Annotated in this window: 20 protein-coding genes; 4 read left to right on the forward strand and 16 right to left on the reverse strand. The window is 63.9% G+C overall.

What is annotated here, in order from left to right; all coding sequences use genetic code 11:
- The 7 genes from NBH21_RS02380 to NBH21_RS02410 are packed head-to-tail and all read right to left on the reverse strand — an operon-like array spanning position 1 to position 6,506.
- Entirely contained in the window at positions 1 to 345 is a 345-nt protein-coding gene (locus tag NBH21_RS02380) for a cupin domain-containing protein (protein ID WP_250912355.1), read from the reverse strand.
- Positions 338 to 1,006, reverse strand: coding sequence for a cysteine hydrolase family protein (locus NBH21_RS02385; protein WP_250912356.1), 669 nt, complete (start codon positions 1,004 to 1,006; stop codon positions 338 to 340). The genes NBH21_RS02380 and NBH21_RS02385 overlap by 8 nt, the downstream gene beginning before the upstream one ends.
- On the reverse strand, positions 1,006 to 2,553 hold the full coding sequence (locus NBH21_RS02390) for an ABC transporter ATP-binding protein (RefSeq protein ID WP_250912357.1): 1,548 nt from the start codon (positions 2,551 to 2,553) through the stop codon (positions 1,006 to 1,008). Before NBH21_RS02390 ends, NBH21_RS02385 begins: the two co-directional genes overlap by 1 nt.
- Entirely contained in the window at positions 2,550 to 3,266 is a 717-nt protein-coding gene (gene biuH / locus NBH21_RS02395) for a biuret amidohydrolase (RefSeq protein WP_099057111.1), read from the reverse strand. Before biuH ends, NBH21_RS02390 begins: the two co-directional genes overlap by 4 nt.
- Positions 3,267 to 3,278: 12 nt before the next feature.
- Positions 3,279 to 4,205 (reverse strand): ABC transporter permease, encoded by a 927-nt coding sequence (locus NBH21_RS02400; protein ID WP_250912799.1) that lies wholly within the window; start codon positions 4,203 to 4,205, stop codon positions 3,279 to 3,281.
- Positions 4,205 to 5,353 (reverse strand): ABC transporter permease, encoded by a 1,149-nt coding sequence (locus tag NBH21_RS02405; RefSeq protein ID WP_250912358.1) that lies wholly within the window; start codon positions 5,351 to 5,353, stop codon positions 4,205 to 4,207. Before NBH21_RS02405 ends, NBH21_RS02400 begins: the two co-directional genes overlap by 1 nt.
- A 22-nt stretch (positions 5,354 to 5,375) precedes the next feature.
- Positions 5,376 to 6,506, reverse strand: a complete 1,131-nt coding sequence (locus NBH21_RS02410) for a BMP family ABC transporter substrate-binding protein (protein ID WP_250912359.1) — start codon at positions 6,504 to 6,506, stop codon at positions 5,376 to 5,378.
- Between the two features lie 334 nt (positions 6,507 to 6,840).
- On the opposite strand from NBH21_RS02410, the gene NBH21_RS02415 reads away from it, so the two are divergent.
- Together NBH21_RS02415 and NBH21_RS02420 are read left to right on the forward strand one after the other, a co-directional pair.
- A complete protein-coding gene (locus NBH21_RS02415) occupies positions 6,841 to 7,521 on the forward strand; it encodes a GntR family transcriptional regulator (protein WP_250912360.1) in 681 nt (226 codons plus the stop codon).
- A gap of 197 nt (positions 7,522 to 7,718) precedes the next feature.
- Complete coding sequence (locus tag NBH21_RS02420) at positions 7,719 to 8,510, forward strand: aldolase (RefSeq protein ID WP_250912361.1); 792 nt, start codon at positions 7,719 to 7,721, stop codon at positions 8,508 to 8,510.
- 377 nt (positions 8,511 to 8,887) lie between these two features.
- Here NBH21_RS02420 and NBH21_RS02425 read toward each other — a convergent pair whose 3' ends face one another.
- The 6 genes from NBH21_RS02425 to NBH21_RS02450 all read right to left on the reverse strand — a co-directional run bounded on the left by NBH21_RS02425 (position 8,888) and on the right by NBH21_RS02450 (position 18,112).
- Positions 8,888 to 9,364, reverse strand: coding sequence for a MaoC family dehydratase (locus tag NBH21_RS02425; protein WP_250912362.1), 477 nt, complete (start codon positions 9,362 to 9,364; stop codon positions 8,888 to 8,890).
- A gap of 12 nt (positions 9,365 to 9,376) precedes the next feature.
- On the reverse strand, positions 9,377 to 11,026 hold the full coding sequence (locus tag NBH21_RS02430; RefSeq protein ID WP_250912363.1) for a long-chain-fatty-acid--CoA ligase: 1,650 nt from the start codon (positions 11,024 to 11,026) through the stop codon (positions 9,377 to 9,379).
- 131 nt (positions 11,027 to 11,157) lie between these two features.
- Positions 11,158 to 12,921 (reverse strand): acyl-CoA dehydrogenase C-terminal domain-containing protein, encoded by a 1,764-nt coding sequence (locus tag NBH21_RS02435; protein WP_250912364.1) that lies wholly within the window; start codon positions 12,919 to 12,921, stop codon positions 11,158 to 11,160.
- A gap of 24 nt (positions 12,922 to 12,945) precedes the next feature.
- Entirely contained in the window at positions 12,946 to 15,243 is a 2,298-nt protein-coding gene (locus NBH21_RS02440; RefSeq protein ID WP_250912365.1) for a 3-hydroxyacyl-CoA dehydrogenase/enoyl-CoA hydratase family protein, read from the reverse strand.
- Between the two features lie 2 nt (positions 15,244 to 15,245).
- Positions 15,246 to 16,367, reverse strand: a complete 1,122-nt coding sequence (locus NBH21_RS02445; RefSeq protein ID WP_250912366.1) for a thiolase family protein — start codon at positions 16,365 to 16,367, stop codon at positions 15,246 to 15,248.
- A gap of 92 nt (positions 16,368 to 16,459) precedes the next feature.
- Positions 16,460 to 18,112, reverse strand: coding sequence for an electron transfer flavoprotein-ubiquinone oxidoreductase (locus NBH21_RS02450; RefSeq protein WP_425340382.1), 1,653 nt, complete (start codon positions 18,110 to 18,112; stop codon positions 16,460 to 16,462).
- Positions 18,113 to 18,391: 279 nt separating this feature from the next.
- Between NBH21_RS02450 and NBH21_RS02455 the strand changes: the two genes are divergently transcribed.
- Both NBH21_RS02455 and NBH21_RS02460 read left to right on the forward strand, forming a co-directional pair.
- Entirely contained in the window at positions 18,392 to 19,024 is a 633-nt protein-coding gene (locus tag NBH21_RS02455) for a TetR/AcrR family transcriptional regulator (protein WP_250912368.1), read from the forward strand.
- Between the two features lie 7 nt (positions 19,025 to 19,031).
- A complete protein-coding gene (locus NBH21_RS02460; RefSeq protein ID WP_250912369.1) occupies positions 19,032 to 19,463 on the forward strand; it encodes a hypothetical protein in 432 nt (143 codons plus the stop codon).
- 69 nt (positions 19,464 to 19,532) lie between these two features.
- Here NBH21_RS02460 and NBH21_RS02465 read toward each other — a convergent pair whose 3' ends face one another.
- The 3 genes from NBH21_RS02465 to NBH21_RS02475 form a co-directional block, all read right to left on the reverse strand.
- Entirely contained in the window at positions 19,533 to 20,006 is a 474-nt protein-coding gene (locus NBH21_RS02465; protein WP_250912800.1) for a VOC family protein, read from the reverse strand.
- Between the two features lie 87 nt (positions 20,007 to 20,093).
- On the reverse strand, positions 20,094 to 20,294 hold the full coding sequence (locus NBH21_RS02470; RefSeq protein WP_250912370.1) for a hypothetical protein: 201 nt from the start codon (positions 20,292 to 20,294) through the stop codon (positions 20,094 to 20,096).
- 90 nt (positions 20,295 to 20,384) lie between these two features.
- Positions 20,385 to 21,191, reverse strand: coding sequence for a GNAT family N-acetyltransferase (locus NBH21_RS02475; protein ID WP_250912371.1), 807 nt, complete (start codon positions 21,189 to 21,191; stop codon positions 20,385 to 20,387).
- Positions 21,192 to 21,240 lie beyond the last annotated feature (49 nt).

Raw genomic sequence — 21,240 nt, forward strand, 5'->3', positions numbered from 1 at the left:
CTACTCTCCGAGAATTGTGACCGGCCGATCCCACTGGATCAGCACGACGCAGCCGGTGTCGCTCCACACGGAATGTTCCGTGCCCGGCGCGTTGACGACGTAACAGCCGACACCATAGTCGCCGGCCTCGTCCGATTGCGTGCCCTGCAGCACCAGAATGGTCTCCAGCCCTTCGTGCCGGTGCCGGGGCACGGCGGCCCCCGCCTCGTATTTGAGAAGCGCCACCCCCGGCTGGTCGGCGTCGAAACGCCGGATCCAGTGAATGGTCACGCCCTCGCGGAAGGGGCCGAATTCCAGCTCCTTCCAGCCGCCGGCGGGAAGGCTTTCGCGTGTCGTTTCAGGCATGGGACAGCACCTCCAGGAGATCGTCAAGTTTCGCCGTCCAGCCGACGATCCCGCCCTGCGCGCGGATCATGTCGAGCGTCGCCGCCTTGAAGTGCGGGAAATAGCTCGCCGTCGCCTCCTCGATGATGAGGCATTCATAGCCCCGGTCATTGGCTTCTCGCATGGTGGTCTGCACGCAGACCTCGGTGGTGACGCCCGCAAAGACCAGCTGGCGGATGCCCTTCGCCTTCAATTCGTCGCCGAGTGGGGTGGCGTAGAAGGCCCCCTTGCCGGGCTTTTCGATCACCAGCTCGCCGTCGACAGGCGCGACGTCGGGCAGGATGGAGGTGCCGGGTTCGCCGGAAATCAGGATGCGGCCCATGGGTCCCATGTCGCCGATCCTGAGTTTCGGGTTGCCACGGTTCTGCTTGGCCGGAGGCAGGTCGGAAAGGTCGGGGCTGTGGCATTCCATGGTGTGGATCACCGGCAGGCCGGCATCGCGGAAGCCCTCGATCAGCCGTTTGACGTCGGGCACGATGCCCGCCACCAGGCTGACATCGTTGCCGAGGCTTTCGCCGAAGCCGCCGGGTTCGGTGAAGTCGCGCTGCATGTCGATGACGATAAGCGCGACGGCGTTGCGGTCGAGAGGGAAGGGGAAGGGAAGCGCCTTGATATCCGCCATCAATGATGACCTGCCATATGGGCACCGATGACGGAGATATCCGCCTCGCGCGCCGGGGTTTCGTAGACGAGCCTGCCTTCGGACATGACGAGGATACGGTCCGACATTTCCATCAGTTCGTCGAGGTCCTCGGAGATCAGCAGCACCGCCGTCCCGCCGTTGCGGGCCTTCATGATGCGGGAGCGGATTTCCGCGACCGCCGAGAAATCGAGGCCGAAGCAGGGGTTGGAGACGATCAGCAGATCGACCTCGCCGGTCAGTTCCCGGGCCAGCACCGCGCGCTGCACGTTGCCGCCGGAAAGCGAGGCGATGGGTGACGAGGGCGAGGCGGTCTTGACCTTGAAATCGGCGATCAGCGAGCCGCCGCGCTTGCGCATGCCGCTGCGGTCGAGCCAGAAGCTCGGCTTGCCCGCCGGCTTCACGTCGAAGGAGCGGAAGGCGAGGTTTTCCGTCACCGTCATCTTCGGCGCGCAGGCATTCTGCAACGGTTCCTCGGGAATGAAGCGCACGTTGTTTTCCCGCGTTTCCTCCCGCGTTGCGCCATAGGGCTTGCCCTTGACCACGACTTCGCCCGTATCGGTCGGGCGCTGCCCCGCGAGGATTTCGGAAAGCTCCTTCTGGCCGTTGCCGGAGATGCCGGCAATGCCGACGATCTCGCCGGAGCGCACCACCAGTTTCTCGATGTCGATGGTCTTCAGCCCGGTCCGATCCGGGGCCTTGACGTTTTCCAGCCCAAGGACGGGCGAGGCGTCTTCGGCCACCGGCAGGCGCGTGTCGAGTTCGGCGAGCTTCACGTCGCCGATCATCATCGCCGCCATGTCCTTGGTGCCGAGTTCCGAAGTCTTGCCGCCGCCGGTCAGCTTGCCCTTGCGCAGCACGGTGACGGCATCGGCAAACTTGGTGACCTCGTGGAACTTATGGGAAATCATCAGCACGGTCAGCTCTCCGCGCTCCGTCATCCCTCGCACCAGCCCCAGCATGTCGTCGGCCTCGCCGGGGGTGAGCACCGAGGTCGGCTCGTCGAGCACGAGAAAGCGCCGGCCGAGATAGAGCTGCTTGATGATTTCGAGCTTCTGCTTCTCGCCCGCCGCAAGCTCGCTCACCGGACGGTCGAGCGGAATGTCGAAGGGCATGGTTTCCATGAACGCGGCCAGCGCCCGTTTTTCCTTCGCCCAGTTGAGCACGGAGGGCACGTCGGCACGGCTGATGACAAGGTTTTCCGCTCCCGTCAGCGACGGGACGAGCGTGAAGTGCTGGTAAACCATCCCAAGTCCGAGTGCCGCCGCATCGCGCGGCGAGGCGACGGCGACTTCGCGCCCGTCGACCATCAGCTGGCCGGAGGTCTGGCGGTAGAAGCCCATGATGCATTTGACCAGCGTCGACTTGCCGGCGCCGTTTTCGCCGAGAAGTGCGTGGAAGGAGCCGGGCTCGACCTTGATCGAGACATGGTCCAGCGCCGTGAACGAGCCGAAACGCATCGTCATGTCGACGGTTTCGACGCCGACGGCGGGGATGGTTTTCTGGGGAAGGATCTCGCCGATGATCATGGCAGCTGGCTCACGAGCGTTTCGGAATTGGAGACGGAGCCGAACACGCCGCCCTGCATCTTCACCATCTTGATTGCCGCCAGGTGGTTGCCGTAGTCGGTCGCCCCGCAGCAGTCTTCCAGCATCAGGCATTCGAAGCCGCGGTCATTGGCTTCCCGCATGGTGGTGGAAACGCAGACGTCGGTGGTGATGCCGGTGAGGATGATGTTCTCGATCCGCTTCTGGTTGAGGATGAGTTCGAGGTCGGTGGCGCAGAACGAACCCTTGCCGGGCTTGTCGATGATGACTTCGCCTTCCAGCGGGTAGAGTTCGGGAATGATGTCCCAGCCCGGCTCGCCGCGGGTCAGGATGCGGCCGCAGGGACCGGCGTCGCCGATGCCCGCGCCGATGCGCTTCGAGCGCCACAGCTTGTTGGCGGGAAGATCGGCGAGATCGGGCCGGTGTCCCTCGCGGGTATGGATGATGTGATAGCCTTTGGCGCGCATTGCGGCGAGAACCTTTTTGATCGGTTCGATCGGCGCCTGCACCAGTGACAGGTCATAGCCCATGTGGTCGACGTAACCTCCCTTGCCGCAGAAATCGGTCTGCATGTCGATGATGATCAGGGCGGTGTTGTCGGGGCGAAGCTTGCCGTTATACGGCCAGGGATAGGGATCGCCGTCGATGAAGCTCAGCGTTTCGGTGGCCGGGGAGATGGGAGACAGGCTGTTCATGGGGCAGGGCTCCTATTTCGTGAGCGAAAGCGCGCCGGGAGCGCCGGCAAGCGAGCGCGTGGGCGAAGAGGTTGCGATCATGATGACGAGGGTCAGCACATAGGGTGCCGCATAGAAGAGGTAGTAGCCGGAGGTGACGCCGACCGATTGCAGCGCCGGACCGAGCGCGCCCGCGCCGCCGAAGAGCAGCGAGGCGAGAAGGCAGCCGATGGGGTTCCATCGGGCGAAAATCACCAGCGCCACCGCCATCAGGCCCTGTCCGGAGGAAATGCCCTCGTTCCACGAGCCGGGATAGAAGAGCGAGAGATAGGCCCCGCCGACTGCCGCGAGCGCCCCGCCGATGGCGGTTGCAAGGAGGCGGATGGTGTCGGGGTTGAGGCCCATGGCGCGGGCGGCATCCGAGCTGTCGCCGACGACGCGCAGAATGAGGCCGAGGCGGGTGTTGCGCAGGGCCCAGGTCAGCACGAAGGCGAGCGCGATACCGATCAGGAACAGCACGTTGATGTTGAGCGCCGCCTGCACCTGCGCCACCGACGACCACGCGCCGAAGGGGATCGACGGCAGCTTGGGCGCTGCCGGCTGGATGAAGGGCTTGCCGAGAAAGAAGGCAAGCCCCATGCCGAACTGCATCATGGCGATGCCGATCGCGATGTCGTTGACCTTGGGAAACTTGCAGATGAAGCCGTGGATGAGGCCGAAGACGGAGCCCGCGACCATGGCCGCGAGAACGCCGAGCCATGGCGAGCCGGTGAGCACCGCCGTCGCATAGGCCGCCATCGCGCCGAACACCAGCGTTCCCTCGAGCCCGAGATTGATGCGGCCGGAGCGCTCGGTGATCATTTCCCCGAGGCTGACGAAGATGAAGGGCGTGGAGACGCGGATCGCGCCTGCGATGATCGCCAGCGGCACGCCCCAGAGGCCGATATCGGTTCCGTCCATCATGCGGCTCCCTTCTTCATTTCAGGCCGGCTCCAGAGGTCTGGATTGAAGATCTTGAAACGGCCGTAGAGGGTTTCGGAAAACAGGATCACCACGAACAGCGTGCCCTGCAGCACCAGCACCGTGGCATCCGGCAGGCCCATGCGCCGCTGGATCAATCCGCCCGAGGCATCGATGCCGCCGAGCAGGATGGCGACGGGAATGATCGCCAGCGGATTGTGCCGGGCGAGGAAGGCGACGAGGATGCCGGTATAGCCGTAGCCCGCCGCCAGCGAGGCATTGGCGCTTCCCTGAACGGCCGCGACCTCGATCATGCCGGCAAGACCGGCGAAGGCGCCTGCAAGCGCGGTGAAGCCGACGATCAGGCGACCCACCGGCAAGCCCTGGATCTGGGCTGCCCGGACATTGCCGCCGGCGATGCGGGCGGCAAAGCCGCTCGCTGTCGCCTCGATCAGCACATAGGAGAAGACGCAGGCGAGAACGCCGGCGACGAATCCCCAGTGAACGTCCATGCCGGGGATCTTGCCCAGCATGTATTCCGCCGGAAGTGGCGTGGTCGAAGGCTTGTTGAGGCTTGCCGGATCGCGCAGCGGACCCTCGATCAGCTGGTTCATCAGCGCGATGGCGATATAGGCGAGCAGCAGCGAGGCAATCGTCTCGTTGACCCCGCGATAATGCCGGAGAAAGCCGGAAAGCCCGATCCACACGGCGCCGGCGGTCATGCCGGCCAGCGCCATGAAGAGCCACACGACCGGCGGCGGCAGAGTGCCGACCAGCGGCAGCGCGATAGCAGCACCCGCCAGTCCGCCGAGCACGACGGCGCCCTCAGCCCCGATGACGGTGAGGCCGAGCCGCGCCGGCAGCGCCACACAGAGTGCGGTGAGCAGGAGCGGTGCCGCCCGGCTCAGCGCGTTCTGGATGGAGAACCAGCTTCCGAAGCCGCCGGTATACATGAGCTGGAAGAGCTGCGGCGGCGATTTGCCGAGAGCGGCGATGAACAGCGAGAACAATGCCAGCCCGACAAGGACCGCAAGAAGCGCTATGGCAAGCGGCTCGGCGCGCCGGGCCGCCCATTCGATGACCGGCCGGAGATTTCCGGCCGGAACCGTTTCCGGGGCAAGCGATCTGCTATTGATTTCCAGGTTCATGACGCCGCTCCTTCAGAAGGGCTCAGGAGGTGGACCCGATGACGCCCTCGACGAGGTAGTCCATGCTCTCCAGCTCGATGGCATCCTCTGCAAGGCTCGTGCCAGCCGCGACGACAACATTGCCCTTGTTGTCCTTGAGGCCGTCCTTGAACACCGAGAAGCCGCCCTTCGTCATTTCGGCCAGCGTGGCCTCGAACTTGGTGCGGGCCTCGGCCGAAACGGCCGGTCCGAGCGGGCTCATCTTGACGAAGCCGTCTTTCAGGCCGCCGCGCACGAAATTGCCGAGTTTTTCGCCAGCCTGCGCCTTCTTGGCGAAGTCGGTGTAGACGTTGCCCCAGGCCCATTCCGCGCCGGTGAGGTATTTTTCCGGAGCAAGCGGGCTCTGGTTGGCATGGTAGCCGCAGACGAAGGCACCGCGGCCGGCAGCCGTCTCGACCACCACCTTCGGGCTGTCGACATGGCAGGTCACGACATCTGCGCCCTGGTCGATCAGCGCGTTGGTGGCTTCGGCTTCCTTGACCGCGAGCGACCATTCGCCGGTGAAGATCACCTGGCAGGTGATGGCCGGGTCGACCGAGCGGGCGCCGAGCAGGAAGGAGTTGATGTTCTGCAGCACCTGCGGGATCGGCTTGGCGGCGACGAAGCCGATCTTCTTGCTCTTGGTGGCATAGCCGGCAGCGATGCCGTTCAGATAGAGGCCCTGGCCGATATAGCCGAAATAGGAACCGGTATTGGCCGGGTTGACACCTTCCTTCCACAGGCCGCCGCAATGGCGAAACTGCACGTCGGGATACTTCTTTGCCATTTCCAGCATGTGGGGGTCGAAATAGCCGAACGAGGTCGGGAAGATCAGCGACGCGCCATCGAGGTTGATCATCGATTCCATGGTCTTCTGGACGTCGACGGTTTCAGGGACGTTCTCTTCCTCGATGACGGTGATGCCTGGCAGGGCCTTGATCACGGCCGCACCTTCGGCATGCGCCTGGTTGTAGCCGTAGTCGTCCTTGGGGCCGACATAGATGAAGCCGACGGTGAGCGCGGTCTGGGCCGCGGCGCGCTCCGCGAGCAGGCCCGGCGCGAAGCCGGCAAGGGCTGCACCGGCGGCGGAGGTTTTCAGGAAGTGGCGGCGGTTCATGGGAAGGAGTCTGGTCATTGCAATGCTCCCTGTGACGGCAAGTGCCTGTTTGAACGTGTACAGGAAAGTGTATGCAAATGACGTGCCAGAATTATTATGCTGAAAATAAACAATAATTTTATTATGTGATTTTCGATAAGCGCAAACTGTATGCAGTTTTGTGACTGTGTTGTATATTTTGAATGCATAAGTCAAAAACTGTGCAGATAATTCGTATGCTTCGTGCCGGCGGGAAGGGCGTTTCGGATACGAGGCGGAATAAATGCCGAAAAATTGGGAAAAACGGCAGAAATGTCTGACCTATCTGATGTTTTCTGTTAGTCTGACAGGTGCATACACTATTGGAGCGTTCGTGAAGGCAGTCAGGAAAAGAGAAGTCGTCAGGGCAGGAAACACTGTCGAGCAGATGGTGCGCGCGATCTCCGACATGATCGTCACCGGGCAGATGAAACCCGGTGAGAAGCTCGATGAAATATCGCTGGCCTCCCGCTTCGAGGTGTCCCGCACGCCGGTGCGCGAAGCGCTTCGCGAACTGGGTGCGATGGGCCTTGTCGATCGCGAACCGAATCGCAGCGCCGCCGTCACCAATGTCACCGGCGAATATCTGTCCTCCATGTTCGAGGCCATGGCCGAGCTGGAAGGCGTCTGCGCGCGGCTCGCCGCCCGGCGCATGACGGGCGACGAGCGACGCATGCTGGAAAGCGTGCACCGCCTCTCCACCCGGCTCGTGCATGCCGGCGACGAGGAGAGTTATGCCGCCCATAACATGGATTTCCATACCCGCATCTATCGCGGCGCTCACAACGAACATGTCTACGATCTCGTGACCCAGACACGGGCGCGGCTTGCTCCCTTCCGCCGTGCCCAGTTCCGCCTGCCGGGCCGTCTCGGCAAGTCCTATGCCGAGCACGAGGGCATCGTTTCCGCCATCCTCAAGGGCGATGCGGCGGCGGCGGAGAAGGCGGCCTACGACCATGTGTCGATCGTCTCGGATGCCAGCTCCATCTTCGCCCGCGGCATGGGCAAGGCCTGACGGGAGGCGGCTTGGCTTGGGCTGACGGATGCGCGGTCACTCTGCCAGCCGGCACGTTGCGCCGTTTGCGCCGGCAGAACGGTTCGATTTGCCGCTGAAAGGCTTCATCCCGTTGTTTTGACGCCATTCCGGCAGCAAAACCGCTTCACACGCCTGCCGTGAATACTCTAACCATTGGTCATCAAGGAGATTCCCCGATGGCCCATGAACTGAACCGCCCCGATCCGGCCTTTGCCGTCCGCCGCAATGTCAATCTCGAGACCGACGAGATCTGGCAGGCGCGCATCGATCTTGCCGCCTGTCTGAGAACGGCGGCGCGCCATGGGCTGGAAGAGGGGATCTGCAACCATTTCTCGGCCGTGGTGCCGGGCCATCCCGATCTCTTCCTCGTCAACCGCCTCGGCTATGCCTTCGAGGAGGCGAGCGCCTCCAACCTCTTGATCTGCGATTTCGACGGTAACGTTCTCTCGGGCGATGGCGAGCCTGAGGCGACGGCCTTCTACATCCATGCCCGCCTGCACAGGATGTCGCCCCGCGTCGGCGCCGCCTTCCATACCCATATGCCCAACGCCACCGCGCTCAGCATGCTGGAAGGCGAGCCGCTGGTCTGGGCAGGCCAGACGGCCTTGAAATTCTACGGCCGCACCGTGGTTGATGAGGACTACAACGGCCTTGCGCTGGACGAGCGGGAGGGCGACCGCATCGCCGCCGTCCTCGGCGACAACGACATCCTGTTCATGAAGAACCACGGCGTCATGGTCTGCGCCGCAAACATCGCGGAAGCCTGGGACGATCTCTACTATCTGGAACGCGCCGCGGAAGTGCAGCTGAAGGCCATGAGCACCGGCCGTACGCTCCTGCCGGTCAAGCCGGAAATCGCCGCCGCCGCCGCCCGCCAGATGCGCGAGGGCGACCCCGAAAGCGCCCGCCTGCACCTCGAAAGTATCAAACGCGTTCTCGACCGCAAGGACCCGGACTACAAGCTTTGAGGGGGCGATGGAGGTGTCGGACAGGGTTTGTCTGGCGGGAAATGCGTTGAGGTAAAAACGGAGCGGTGGCGAGCTTGCCAGCGTTACGTAAAGGCAAGCTGCGGGTGTGTGGTTCATCCCCCTCTGGCCTGCCGGCCATCTCCCCCTCAAGGGGGGGATCGGATGGCTGACGCCGCCAGATCCAGCACAAACACAAGCATCTTTGGATATTGGCGAAGAGCGTCGGGTATACTGGCGAAGAGAGGTTGGGAAGCGAAAAGGCAGCCGTTCTGCCGATCTCCCCCCTTGAGGGGGAGATGCCCGGCAGGGCAGAGGGGTGGTACCCCGGAATGCTGTAGTGTCAGTTGCCTAGGTCGGAAACGCCAACCCCTGTTTCCTCACGCCCCCGCGATCACCGCCCCGCGCCGCCACGAGACGATCTTCGGCGTGAACACCTGAACGATCTCGCCATCCTGGTTGATCGTTTCGCTGCGGAAGGTGACAAGGCCACGCTCAGGTTTCGAGCGTGACGGTGCGATGGTGACGATTTCGCTTTCCACATGGATGCGATCACCCGGCCATGTGGCACGGGGCCAGGAGATTTCCCCGCCCGCGCCGATCAGCCCGCCGGCGAGCGGCAGGCTCTGCACCAGCAGCCGCATGGTGGTCGCGGCCGTGTGCCAGCCGCTGGCGGCGAGCTTGCCGAACAGGCTGTCGCGCGCCAGTTCCTCGTCGAGATGGAAGAACTGCGGATCGTAGCGCCCGGCAAATTCCCGGATTTCGTTGAGTTCCATCACATGGGAAGGGCTGGTGAAGCGTTGTCCGACCGTGAGGTCGTCGAGATAGAGCTTCACCGCCTGCGCATCTTCGGTCATCTCGCGTCTCCCTCAGCCGGCCAGCGTCGCGTCCGGCGAGCGCTTTTCGTATTCGTCGAGAACGATCTGGCGGATCGCGGTCTTGAGCAGCTTGCCGGTTGCCGTGTGCGGCAGTTCCTCGACGATGATGACGTCGTCGGGAATGCTCCACTTGGAGATCTTGCCGGTATAGACATCGAGCATGTCGTGGCGGGTAAACGTCTGGCCGGGCTTCACCACCACGACGAGGACGGGACGCTCGCCCCAACGGGCGTCGGGAGCGGCAACCACCGCCGCTTCCTTGATCGCCGGATGGGCCTGCGCGATGTTTTCCAGCTCGATCGAGCTGATCCACTCGCCACCGGATTTCACCACGTCCTTGGTGCGGTCGACGATCTGCACGAAGCCGTCCTCGTCCATGGTGACGACGTCGCCCGTGTCGAACCAGCCTTCGACGGCATGCGCCGGGCTCTTTTCGGTATTGTAGTAGCCGGCCGCGACCCAGGGACCGCGCACCAGCATGGCGCCGAAGGCCTTGCCGTCGCGCGCCACCGGCTTGCCGTCGCTGCCGTCGATGCGGAATTCCATGCCGAACAGCGGGCGACCCTGCTTGGATTCGAGCATGAGGCGCTGTTCCGCCGAGAGCTTCTCGTGCTTGGGAAGGAGCGTCGCCGCAAGCCCGATCGGGCTCGTTTCCGTCATGCCCCAGGCATGGCGAACCGTGACGCCCATGTTGTGGAAACGGCTGATCATGATCGGCGGCGTGGCGGAGCCGCCGATGGCGACGCGCTTCAGGCTCGTGAACTTCTGGCCATGGGCATCCATCCAGTCGAGCAGGCCGAGCCAGACCGTCGGCACGCCGGCGGTTGCCGTCACGCCTTCGCTTTCGAACAGCGAATGCAGGCTGGCGCCGTCGAGGTTCGGGCCGGGCATCACGAGCTTCGCCCCGACCATCGGAGCCGCGAACGGCAGGCCCCAGGCATTGACGTGGAACATCGGCACGACCGGCACCACTGCGTCATTGGCCGAAAGGCTGAGCACGTCCATGAAGCTGATCGCCATGGCATGCAGCACGCTGGAGCGGTGGCTGTAGAGCACGCCCTTCGGGTCGCCGGTGGTGCCGGAAGTGTAGCACAGGCCGGAGGCGGTGTTCTCGTCGAACACCGGCCACTCGAATTCGTCCGACTCGTCTGCGATCAGCGTCTCGTAGCAGACGAGGTTCGGCAGCACCTCCGACTTCGGCATATGCGCCTCGTCGGTCAGGATGACGACGGCCTTCAGCGGTGCCAGCCGGTCGGCCAGCGCCTCGAGGATCGGCAGGAAGGTGAGGTCGGAGAAGAGCACGCTGTCGCCGGCATGTTCGATGATGTAGCCGATCTGCTCGCGGAAGAGGCGCGGGTTGATCGTGTGGCACACGAAGCCCGAGCCTGATACGCCGTAGTAAAGCTCCATGTGGCGGTAGCCGTTCCAGGCGAGCGTGCCCACCCGGTCGCCATGCTCAAGGCCGAGCTTCTTGAGCGCGTTGGCGAGTTTCTGGCTGCGCTTGGAAAGATCCGCATAGGTGTAGCGGTGGATGGGGCCTTCTACGGTCTTCGAAACCACTTCCGTTCCGCCGTGATAGGTCGCTGCGTGACGCAGGATCGACGACACGAGCAGCGGTGCGTTCATCATCATGCCAAGCATGGTCTTCTCCTCCCGGGACAGAGTAATTCCATCAAAAGTGTGACGCGGTTTTGCGTTCGGAATTACGTAAAAACAAAGAGATAGAGCATTTGCGGCGGCTCCGTTCTCGCCGCAAATGCTCTGGATTTCGATCAGAACAGGTCGGCGTCGAGCGCCATGATATCGGTAGCGCCGGCGCGGATGGCTGCGTCGAGCGCCGCGGTCTGCGGTAGCAGGCGTGCCGCAAAGAAGCGGGCAAGCGCCAGCTTGCGCTGCTTCAGCGGCGTCGTTGCATCGGCCGAGGCTTTTTCGGCCATGCGCACCCAGAGCCAGCCGAAGCTCACCAGCGCGAAGAAGCGCAGGTAGTCGGTGGCGCTCGCTCCGGCCTCCACCGGATCGGCGCACTTGGCCAGCAAGTCTTCCGTCAGTTTCTCGAGCCGGGCAAGAGCCTCAATGACGGAGGTCTTCACCGTCTCCAGTTCGGCCGAACCCTTCGTTGCCGAGAGATCATCGCGCACCAGCGCGAAGAAGCCGCGCGCTACGGCGCCGTTTTCCATCGGCAGCTTGCGGCCGACGAGGTCCATGGCCTGCACGCCGTTGGTGCCCTCATAGATCTGGGCGATGCGGGCATCGCGCACATACTGCTCCATGCCCCATTCGCGGATATAGCCGTGGCCACCGAACACCTGCTGCGACTGGACGGCGATCTCGAAGCCGAAATCGGTGAAGGCGGCCTTCACCACCGGCGTCAGGAGTGCCACGAGACCATCGGCCTTGCGACGAGCCTCCGGATCGGGATGGCGGGCGGCGATATCCATCTGCAAGGCGGTCCAGATGGCAAGAGCGCGGCCGGCCTCGGTCAGCGACCGGCCGGTCAGCAGCATCTTGCGCACATCGGCATGCTCGATGATCGGCACGGGGCCGCGCGCACCGTCGACGGAACGGCCCTGCAGGCGCTCGCGGGCGTAGGCGACGGCCTTCTGGTTGGCGGCCTCGCCGATGCCGAGCCCCTGAATGCCGACGAACAGGCGTTCGGCATTCATCATCGTGAACATGGCGTTGAGGCCGCGGCCGGGTTCGCCGACCAGCCAGCCGATGGCGCCGTCATAATTCATCACGCAGGTCGGCTGGGCGTGAATGCCCATCTTGTGCTCCAGCGAGCCGACCGACATGCGGTTGCGCTCGCCGAGCGAGCCGTCTTCCTTGACGAGGAACTTGGGCGAGAGGAACAGGCTGATGCCCTTCACGCCCTTCGGCGCGTCGGGCAGGCGGGCCAGCACCAGATGCACGATGTTGCCGCCGAAATCCTGGTCGCCGGAGGAAATGAAGATCTTGGTGCCCTTGATGGCGTAGGAGCCATCACCCACCGGCTCGGCGCGGGTGGTCAGCAGGCCGAGATCGGTGCCGGCTGAGGATTCAGTGAGCGCCATCGCCCCCGTCCATTCGCCGGAGATCATCTTCGGCAGATATGTCTGCTTCAGCTCGTCGCTAGCATGATGGGCAATCGCCTCCACCGCACCGCGAGTCAGGCCCGGAAACAGGCCGAAGGAGAGGTTGGCGGAAGACAGCATCTCGTCCAGCAGGATCTGCAGCACGCGCGGCAGGCCCTGTCCGCCGAATTCCGGATCGCCCGACAGCCCGCCCCAGCCGGCCTCGACGAACGCCTTGTAGGCGTCGGCGACGCCCTTCGGCGTCGTCACCAGTCCGTTTTCCAGCTTGCAGCCTTCCTCGTCGCCGGGGCGGTTGAGCGGTTCGAGGATCTCGGCGCAGAACTTGCCGCCTTCCTTCATGACGCTTGCTGCGAGTTCGGTATTGACCTCTTCAAAGCCGGGAAGGGTGGCCATCTGCGCGTCGAAGTCGAAGACCTCGCCGAGCAGGAAGGAGATGTCGTCGACGGGAGGGATATAGCCAGCCATGGGAGTTTCCTTGCCTCTTCTTGTTCAGTTGCGCAGCGGCTTGCCGGTCGAAAGCATGTGCTTGACGCGGTCCACGGTTGCGGGTGTTGCGAGCAGGTCGACGAAGGCCTCGCGCTCCAGCGCGATCACATCGTCTTCCGTGAGCGGTTTCAGCGGATCGGCGGACGGACCGCCGGTCAGAACATTGGCAAGTGCGCGCCCGACCACCCCGTCGTGCACGGTGGCCCGACCGGCGAGCGCTTCGCTCTCGATGATGTTGTGGATCGCGGAAGCCCCCGACGGGCCGGCCATGGCGATCACCGGCTGTTCCGGCGCGACATAGCCTTCGGCGAGCGACAGTGCCTTTGCCTTGGCGTCGGCAATCAGCCGGCTGCGGTTCATGGTGATGCCGTCGGTGGCCTTCAGGAAGCCGAGGTTGCGGGCATCGAAGGCGCTGGCCGAAACCCTGGCGGGCGCAATCAGGTTGAAGGCGGCAATGGCAGGCGCGACCGGCCCGCGCAACGCCACGGTGGAGGCCGAGAAACGCAGCATCATTTCCTTGCAGCCGCCCCAGCCCGGTACGACGCCGATGCGGGTTTCGACGAGGCCGATGGAAAGCTCCGCATGGGCCTGGATCGCGTCGCAATGCAGGAGGATTTCGCAGCCACCGCCGAGCGCCAGCCCGGCTGCAGCACCAACCACCGGGAAGGGGGCGTATTTCACTGCCTTGAAGGTGCGGTGGCCATGGTCGATGAAGGCGCTGAGCGCCTCGCGGCCGCCCTTTTCCACCGTGTCGAGGAAGACGCGCAGGTCGGCGCCCGCGCTGAACACGGCGGCATCGCTGCCGATCACCAGTGCCTTGAAATCCTTCGCCGTGCGTTCGACAGCCTTGTTGATGGCGTCGAGCAAAGCGGGATTGTAGGTGTTCATTTTGGTGCGGAATTCGAGGCAGGCGACGCCGTCGCCGAGATCCCAGAGGCTTGCCGCACCCCAGTCTTCGACCGGCTTGCCGGCGAGCTTGAGGTCGGAAAGAAGCAGCACGCCGTCACCCTTGGCAATCGGTTCGATCGTGCCGTCAGGCAGCAGGTTGGCGCGCTTGCCGCCGACGACCGAATAGAAGCCGCCCTTTTCGGCTGCGAGCGAGAGATAGGCGGGCACGGCAACGCCGCGCGCTTCGAGCCGGGCCTTCAGCCAGCCGGCGCCGAGCCGGTCGATCAGCTCGAACGGACCCTGCTTCCAGCCGTAGCCGGTGCGCATGGCCTCATCCACGGCATCCGGCGTGTCGGCGATTTCCGGCACCAGCGATGCGGCATAGGCAAGCGCCTTTTCCATGACGATCGCAGCATAGCGGCCGCCTAGGCCGGCATGCTCCATCAGTGCGCGCGGATCGCCGCCCGAGGCATCGAGGCTCTCGGAGGAAACCGCCTTCTGCGGCCGGTAGTCGCCGGTTTTGAGATCGGTCACGTCGCGCGACTTGCGGTCGGGCGAAAGCCGCACGAAGCCTGCGCCGCTTTTGCGGCCGAGACGGTTTTCCGCGATCATGCGGGCGATCAGCGCCGGTTCGGCATCGTAATCCTTCACCGCGTCGCCTTCCGGCGTAGCATTCTGCAGGCTGCGCAGGATGGTCGGCATCAGGTCGATGCCGACGAGATCCAGCAGACCGAAGATGCCGGTGGAGGGAATGCCGAAGGGTTTGCCGATGATGGCGTCGGCTTCCTCGACATCGAGGCCGAGTTCGATGGCCTCGTTCTGCGCCACCACCATCCAGTAATTGCCGATGCGGTTGCCGATGAAGCCGGGCGTGTCCTTGCAGATGACCACGCTCTTGCCGAGGCCGCGATCCGCGAAGCCACGGATCGTCGCGGTCACTTCGGGCTTGGTTGCCTTGCCCGAGACGAGTTCCAGGAGCCGCATGATGCGCGGCGGATTGAAGAAATGGGTGATGAGGAAGTCGGCGGCGAAACCTTCCGGCAGTCCCTCGACCAGCGAATGCAGCGGAATGGTCGAGGTGTTGGAAGATACGATCGAACCCTTCTTCCTGACGCCGTCGATGGCGCGGTAGAGCGTCTGCTTGATCTCCAGCTTTTCCGCGACAGCCTCGACGATCCAGTCGGCGTCGGCGATCAGCGCCAGGTCGTCCTTCGTCGAGCCGGTGGCGATGCGGCTCGCGAATGCCGGGTCCATGAAGCCGTTGGCCTTGAGCTGGCGGGCGACGCCGCCGTCGGCGAACTTCTTCTCCATGTCGAGCAGCACCACGTCCAGCCCTGCATTGGCGAGATGGGCGGCGATGCCCGAACCCATGACGCCCGCGCCGATGACGGCGGCTTTTTTGATCGTAGTCATGATCAAGCGGCCTCCAGAACCATGGCGATGCCCTGACCGCCGCCGATGCACTGGGTAGCGAGAGCATGACGCCCGCCGTCGCGCTTCAGCAGCAGCGACGCCTTGCCGACGAGGCGGGCGCCCGTCGCACCCAACGGATGGCCGAGCGCGATTGCGCCGCCGTCGCGGTTGAGGCGGGTGGGATCGATGTCGAGGTCGCGGCAGCAGGAGAGAACCTGCACGGCGAAGGCCTCGTTCATCTCGATCACGTCGAGATCGCCTGCGGAAATGCCGGCGCGTTTCAGCGCCTTGCGGCTCGCCTCGACCGGGCCAATGCCCATGATCTCAGGCGCGCAGCCGGAAATCGCATATCCCGAGATGCGGGCGAGAGGCGTCAGGTTATGGCGCTTCACGAAGTCTTCCGAGCAGACCAGCGTCGCGGAAGCCCCATCGGTGAGCGGCGAGGAGTTGCCGGCCGTGACCGAGCCGCCGGCCTTGAAGGCGGTCTTGAGGCCCGCGAGCTTTTCGGCATCGGTGTCGCGCGGGCAGCCATCGGCGGTGACATCGCCGATAGGGGCGATCTCCGCTGCCAGCCGGCCATCGGCGCGGGCGGCGAGGGCCTTTTTCTGGCTCTCCAGCGAATAGGCGTCCTGTTCCTCGCGCGAGACGCCGTAGCGGTCGGCGAGGTTTTCGGCCGTCAGCCCCATGTTGAGGAAGGCGATGCGCTGGGCGTCGCTCCAGGCCGGGTTCGGCATGGGGTTGAAGCCCATCATCGGCACGCGGCTCATGCTTTCCACGCCGCCCGCGACGAAGGCGTCGCCCGCGCCCATGGCGATTGCGCCGGCGGCCATCTGGATCGCCTGCATGGAGGAGCCGCACCAGCGGTTGACGGTGGAGCCGCCGACAGATTGAGGAAGGCCGGCGATCAGCGCTGCGCAGCGGGCGATGTTGAGGCCCTGTTCTCCCTCGGCGAAGGCGCAGCCGAGGTTCACGTCCTCAATTTCGGACGGGTCGATGCCCGAGCGGCCGACCAGCGCCTTGATGACGCCGGCTACGAGATCATCCGGGCGAACGCCGGCCAGCGCGCCGCGATAGGCGGGCGTGAACGGGCTGCGCAGAGTGTCGACGATATAAATTGCGGTCATGGTCTTCTTCTTCCTGTCTGGAGGCATTTCCGGCAAAGCTGCGAAGCGGTTGGCGTCGGATAATGCTTGAGAACAAATCGGTGGAACGGACGTCACATGTTGGGATAGTTCGGGCCGCCGCCGCCTTCCGGCGGCACCCAGGTGATGTTCTGCGAGGGATCCTTGATGTCGCAGGTCTTGCAGTGCACGCAGTTCTGCGCGTTGATCACGAAACGGGGGCCGGTCTTCGCCTGTTCGTCGTCATAGACGACCTCGTAGACCCCGGCGGGACAGTAGAGCCGTGCCGGCTCGCCATAGAGCGGCAGGTTGCGCTCGATCGGGACTTTTGGATCGGCAAGCCTCAGATGAACCGGCTGGTCCTCGATATGATTGGTATTCGACAGGAAGACCGAAGACGGCTTGTCGAAAATAAGTTTGCCATCCGGCTTCGGGTATTGAATCGGCGTCACCTCCGAGAGTGGCTTCAGGCTCTGGAAATCGGCCTTCTGATGCTTCAGCGTGCCGAAGGGCGAGACGCCGAACAGCGTCTGCAGCCACATGTCGATGCCGCCAAGGCCGACGCCGAGCACGGTGCCGAACCGCGACCACAGCGGCTTGACGTTGCGGACCGGCTTCAGGTCCCGTCCGATGGCCGAAGCGCGCCATCCGGCCTCATAGGCTTCGAGCGTATCGTTGGCGCGGCCGCCGGCAAGCCCGTCGAACACGGCATCCGCCGCCTGCATGCCGGAATGGATGGCGTTGTGCGAACCCTTGATGCGCGGCACGTTCATGAAGCCCGCGGAACAGCCGGCCAGCACGCCGCCGGGGAAGGCAAGCTGAGGCACCGACTGGTAACCGCCTTCGGTCAGCGCGCGGGCGCCATAGGCGATGCGCTTGCCCCCCTCGAAGGTGTCGCGGATCAGGGGATGCGTCTTGAAGCGCTGGAATTCGTCGAAGGGCGAGAGCGTCGGGTTCTTGTAATCGAGATGCAGCACGAAGCCGACGGTCACCAGATGATCGTCGAAATGATAGAGGAACGAGCCGCCGCCGGTCTTCATGTCGAGCGGCCAGCCGAACGAATGCTGCACCAGCCCCTTGCGGAATTTCTCCGGCTTCACCTGCCAGAGTTCCTTGATGCCGATGCCGAATTTCTGGATGGAGCGGCCCTCGGTCAGGTTGAAGCGGGTGAGAAGCTGCTTGGTCAGGCTACCGCGCGCACCCTCGGCGAAGATCGTGTATTTCGCCCGAAGCTCCATGCCGGGGGTGAAATCGTCCTTCGGCTCGCCGTCGCGGCCAATCCCCATGTCGCCGGTGGCGATGCCGACGACCGCGCCGCTCTCGTCATAGAGAACCTCGGTCGCCGCAAAGCCCGGATAGATCTCGACCCCGAGCGCTTCGGCCTGTGCCCCGAGATAGCGGGCGACATTGCCGAGCGAGCCGATGAAGTTGCCGTGATTGTTCATCAGCGGCGGCATCAGGGCGTTGGGAAGCCGCAGCGACCGGGTGGCGGTCAGCACATGGAAGCGGTCGTCGGTGACTTCGGTGGTGAGCGGCCGGTCGGGATCTTCCCGCCAGTCCGGCAGCAGCGCATCGAGTCCGGAAGGATCGATCACCGCGCCTGACAGGATATGCGCGCCGACTTCCGAACCCTTTTCAACGACGACGACGGAGATTTCCGCGCCGGTCTCCGCTGCGCGCTGCTTCAGGCGGATCGCCGTGGCAAGACCGGCCGGTCCCGCGCCCACGATCACCACATCGAAGTCCATGGCCTCCCTGACTGTCTCGCTCAACCTTTCCTCCTTCAGTTGATGATGCTACATGTACCAAACGATTGTTACAGTTCGCAAGTGCAAAATTTCCTTGGCGTCTGCGAAGCCTGTGGAGAGCGGAAGGTGAGGGGATTTGGGAAAATGGACGCCCGGCAGGCCAAAGGGGGGGACCCCAGGCCCACAGTTCTGTCGTGTGCCGTGGATTCCGTTGTCGGCGGAAATGCTCTATGAGCGTTGGAAGGATTGCAGAGAGATGACAAAACGCCGGGAGAGGCAATGACGGTAGGGGACAGCCGTGAAATGACGAGTGCTGCAAAAAGCACGCTTGCAGGCGCATTGCAGGACAGCGGACTGAGCGATCGCCACCGCGATATTCTCGATGCCGCCGCCGCCCTCTTTGCCGAGCGCGGCTATGCGGCGACCTCGGTACGCGATATCGGCGAGCGGGTGGGGCTGCTCGGCGGCTCGCTCTATCACTACATCAAGTCGAAGGAAGCGCTGTTCGTCCGCATCCACGACATCGCCCTGCAGGTGGCGGAAGACCGCATCCGCGCGGCCATCGCGCCGCTGTCCGATCCGTGGGCGCGGCTGGAGGCGGCCTGCGTCACCATGATGGAAATCCAGCTCGATCCCAATTCGCTGACCATGCCGCTGATGAACGATTTCGCCTCGGCCCCGGCGGAAATCCGCGAACGGCTGGTCGAAAAGCGCGATGCCTTCGAACAGGTATTCCGCGACCTGATCGCCGCCCTGCCGCTCGATCCGGCGCTTGACCGCGGCGTCTATCGCCTGCTGCTGCTGACGCTGCTCAACAACGTTTCCGGCTGGTACCGCCCCGGCCGCATGACCCCCGACGAGATCGGCCGCCAGATCCTCCGCATCTTCCGGCACGAGGCGGATAGGGGATAGGGAGGCGATGATCCGGAAAGTCTTGCGGTTTGTGGTTGGAGCGCTCGCGTTCGTCGGGCTTCTCAACATCGGCCTGTGGGCTCATGCACGGTTCAGCGGCGAGACGCCGGAATATGTTACGGACCTGCCTTCGCCTGACGGACAGTACAAGGCCGTGCTCGCGACATGGGGCGGAGGAGGCGCCATTTCTCCCTATTGCTACGAACGGCTCACGGTGGTTTCGGTCAAAGCTTCGCAGGAAGAGATGATCGCGAGCGATAACATGGTGTTTGAAAGTGAGTGCACGACCGGCGGCTCTCCTTCCATAACATGGCAGGGCAATGACACCCTGCAGGTGGGGTTTGCGCTTTCGGAGAGCTATGCCGCGCCTTCAACCATAAAGTTCCGCCGCAAGGATGCGTCTGGCCGTATCGCTATCAAGTTCGAAATTCTACGATAACCGGCACATTAATTAAGGCGTCAATTCCCGGCTTTCCGCCCTATCCCACAACACGCCCGACCACAACCGTCAGCCGCGCCGCGCGGCCTCGATGGCGGCGACGTCGATCTTCTTCATTGTCATCATTGCCGCGAAGGCCCGCTTGGCCTCGTCGCCGCCGGCTGCCATCGCCTCCAGCAATGTGCGCGGGGTGATCTGCCATGAGACGCCCCATTTGTCCTTGCACCAGCCGCATTCGCTTTCCTGCCCGCCATTGCCGACGATGGCGTTCCAGTAGCGGTCGGTTTCCGCCTGATCTTCCGTAGCGATCTGGAAGGAAAAGGCTTCGTTGTGCTTGAACACGGGGCCGCCGTTAAGGCCGACGCAGGGAATGCCCGCGACAGTGAACTCGACCAGCAGCACGTCACCTTCCTTGCCCGAGGGATAGTCGCCCGGCGCGCGATAGATCCTGCCGACGACGCTGTTCGGAAAAGTCATCGCGTAAAAGCGGGCTGCGGCTTCTGCATCCTTGTCGTACCAGACACAGATCGTGTTCTTGGCAATCGTCATGGCTTGTCCTCCCTGTTTTCTCTTCTGCAAAGCCCCTGCCGACCGAGGTGTCGCGGTGAAGCGGAGCGATCCCGAGAGGGATCAGCGTTCGTGACGCGTCGTCGGCGTTGGCCTGAGGTGATGGGTCGGTTCCTTCATGTCATGGCGCTTGGCACCGCTGGTGACCCTGGACGCTTCACGTCGCTGGTCCGCTCGCCGGATCGCCCGGATGCTGGTCGCCTCATCGATGAGATCGGTCAGTTCCTGCTCTGAAAGGCCCGAAAGCTCAAAGGTTCTGCCCATGATGCGCTCCTTCTGCAGTTTCGATGTCAGAGGGTAACGCCGCAGCCGCAAAAACGTGCCGTGAAAATATCGTTTCAGGCGAACGGCGCTCTAACGCGTGAAGCGGTCGTCGCCGCTCGGCGTTGCGATTCCGCAGACGAGGCCCGGTTCGATGCTGAGCCCGCAGGCTTCCACCATGCGCCGCGATGTGGTGTTGGTTGCGGAAACGAGCTCATAGACATGGGTGGCGCCGAGATCGCGAAACACGCCTCTCACCATGCGGGCATTGACATGCTTGCCGAGACCCTTGCCCCGCTCGCTCTCCGCCACGGCGACGAGACCACCCCAGGCATAGCGATGAAATGGGCTATGGGCATTGTGTGGCAGATAGCCATGGGCGGTGGCCACGATATCGCCGTCCCCTTTGTCCCCTCTTTCGCCAATCACGACGGTCAGCGCCGGGCCCGCGGCGCCAGTCAGAAGGGACCCGGAAAAGGGAACGACGCCGGCACCCGCCATCAACGACTGGATACGCACGGTATCGGCACCTTCCGGATCGTCTGGTCCTGCAAGGTCGTCCAGGCCCTCCGGCAGCCCTCGGGCAAGGATCGCCTCTGAGGCGGCAAGCGCGGTTTCGCGCGTTCCGAGAAAGACATCCCAGGTGTCGAGGCGGTAGTCTCTCTCGGCGAGCCTGGCTTTGAGATCATCCACCGTTTCGGCGGGAATAAGACGGAAGCCGCAGACGCCGTCACGGGCAAGGAAAGCATCGATCTGCGGCCATCCGAGAAGATCGGGATCGTCGCAGCTCATCATTCGTCCCGCCTGGCACGCGCCGGGCGTCTCGCTGATGAAGGCCGCATTTTCCTCCGCTCTTGCCTGCAGGCGCTGTTGTGTCTCGGTGCCGAAATAACCCGCCAAGAAAGCCCCTCCTTGAAAGAAGTGCCCTGTATCAGGGAAACGCCGAACG

This window comes from Ciceribacter sichuanensis, from assembly GCF_024055605.1.
Taxonomy (GTDB): Bacteria; Pseudomonadota; Alphaproteobacteria; order Rhizobiales; family Rhizobiaceae; genus Allorhizobium; species Allorhizobium sichuanense.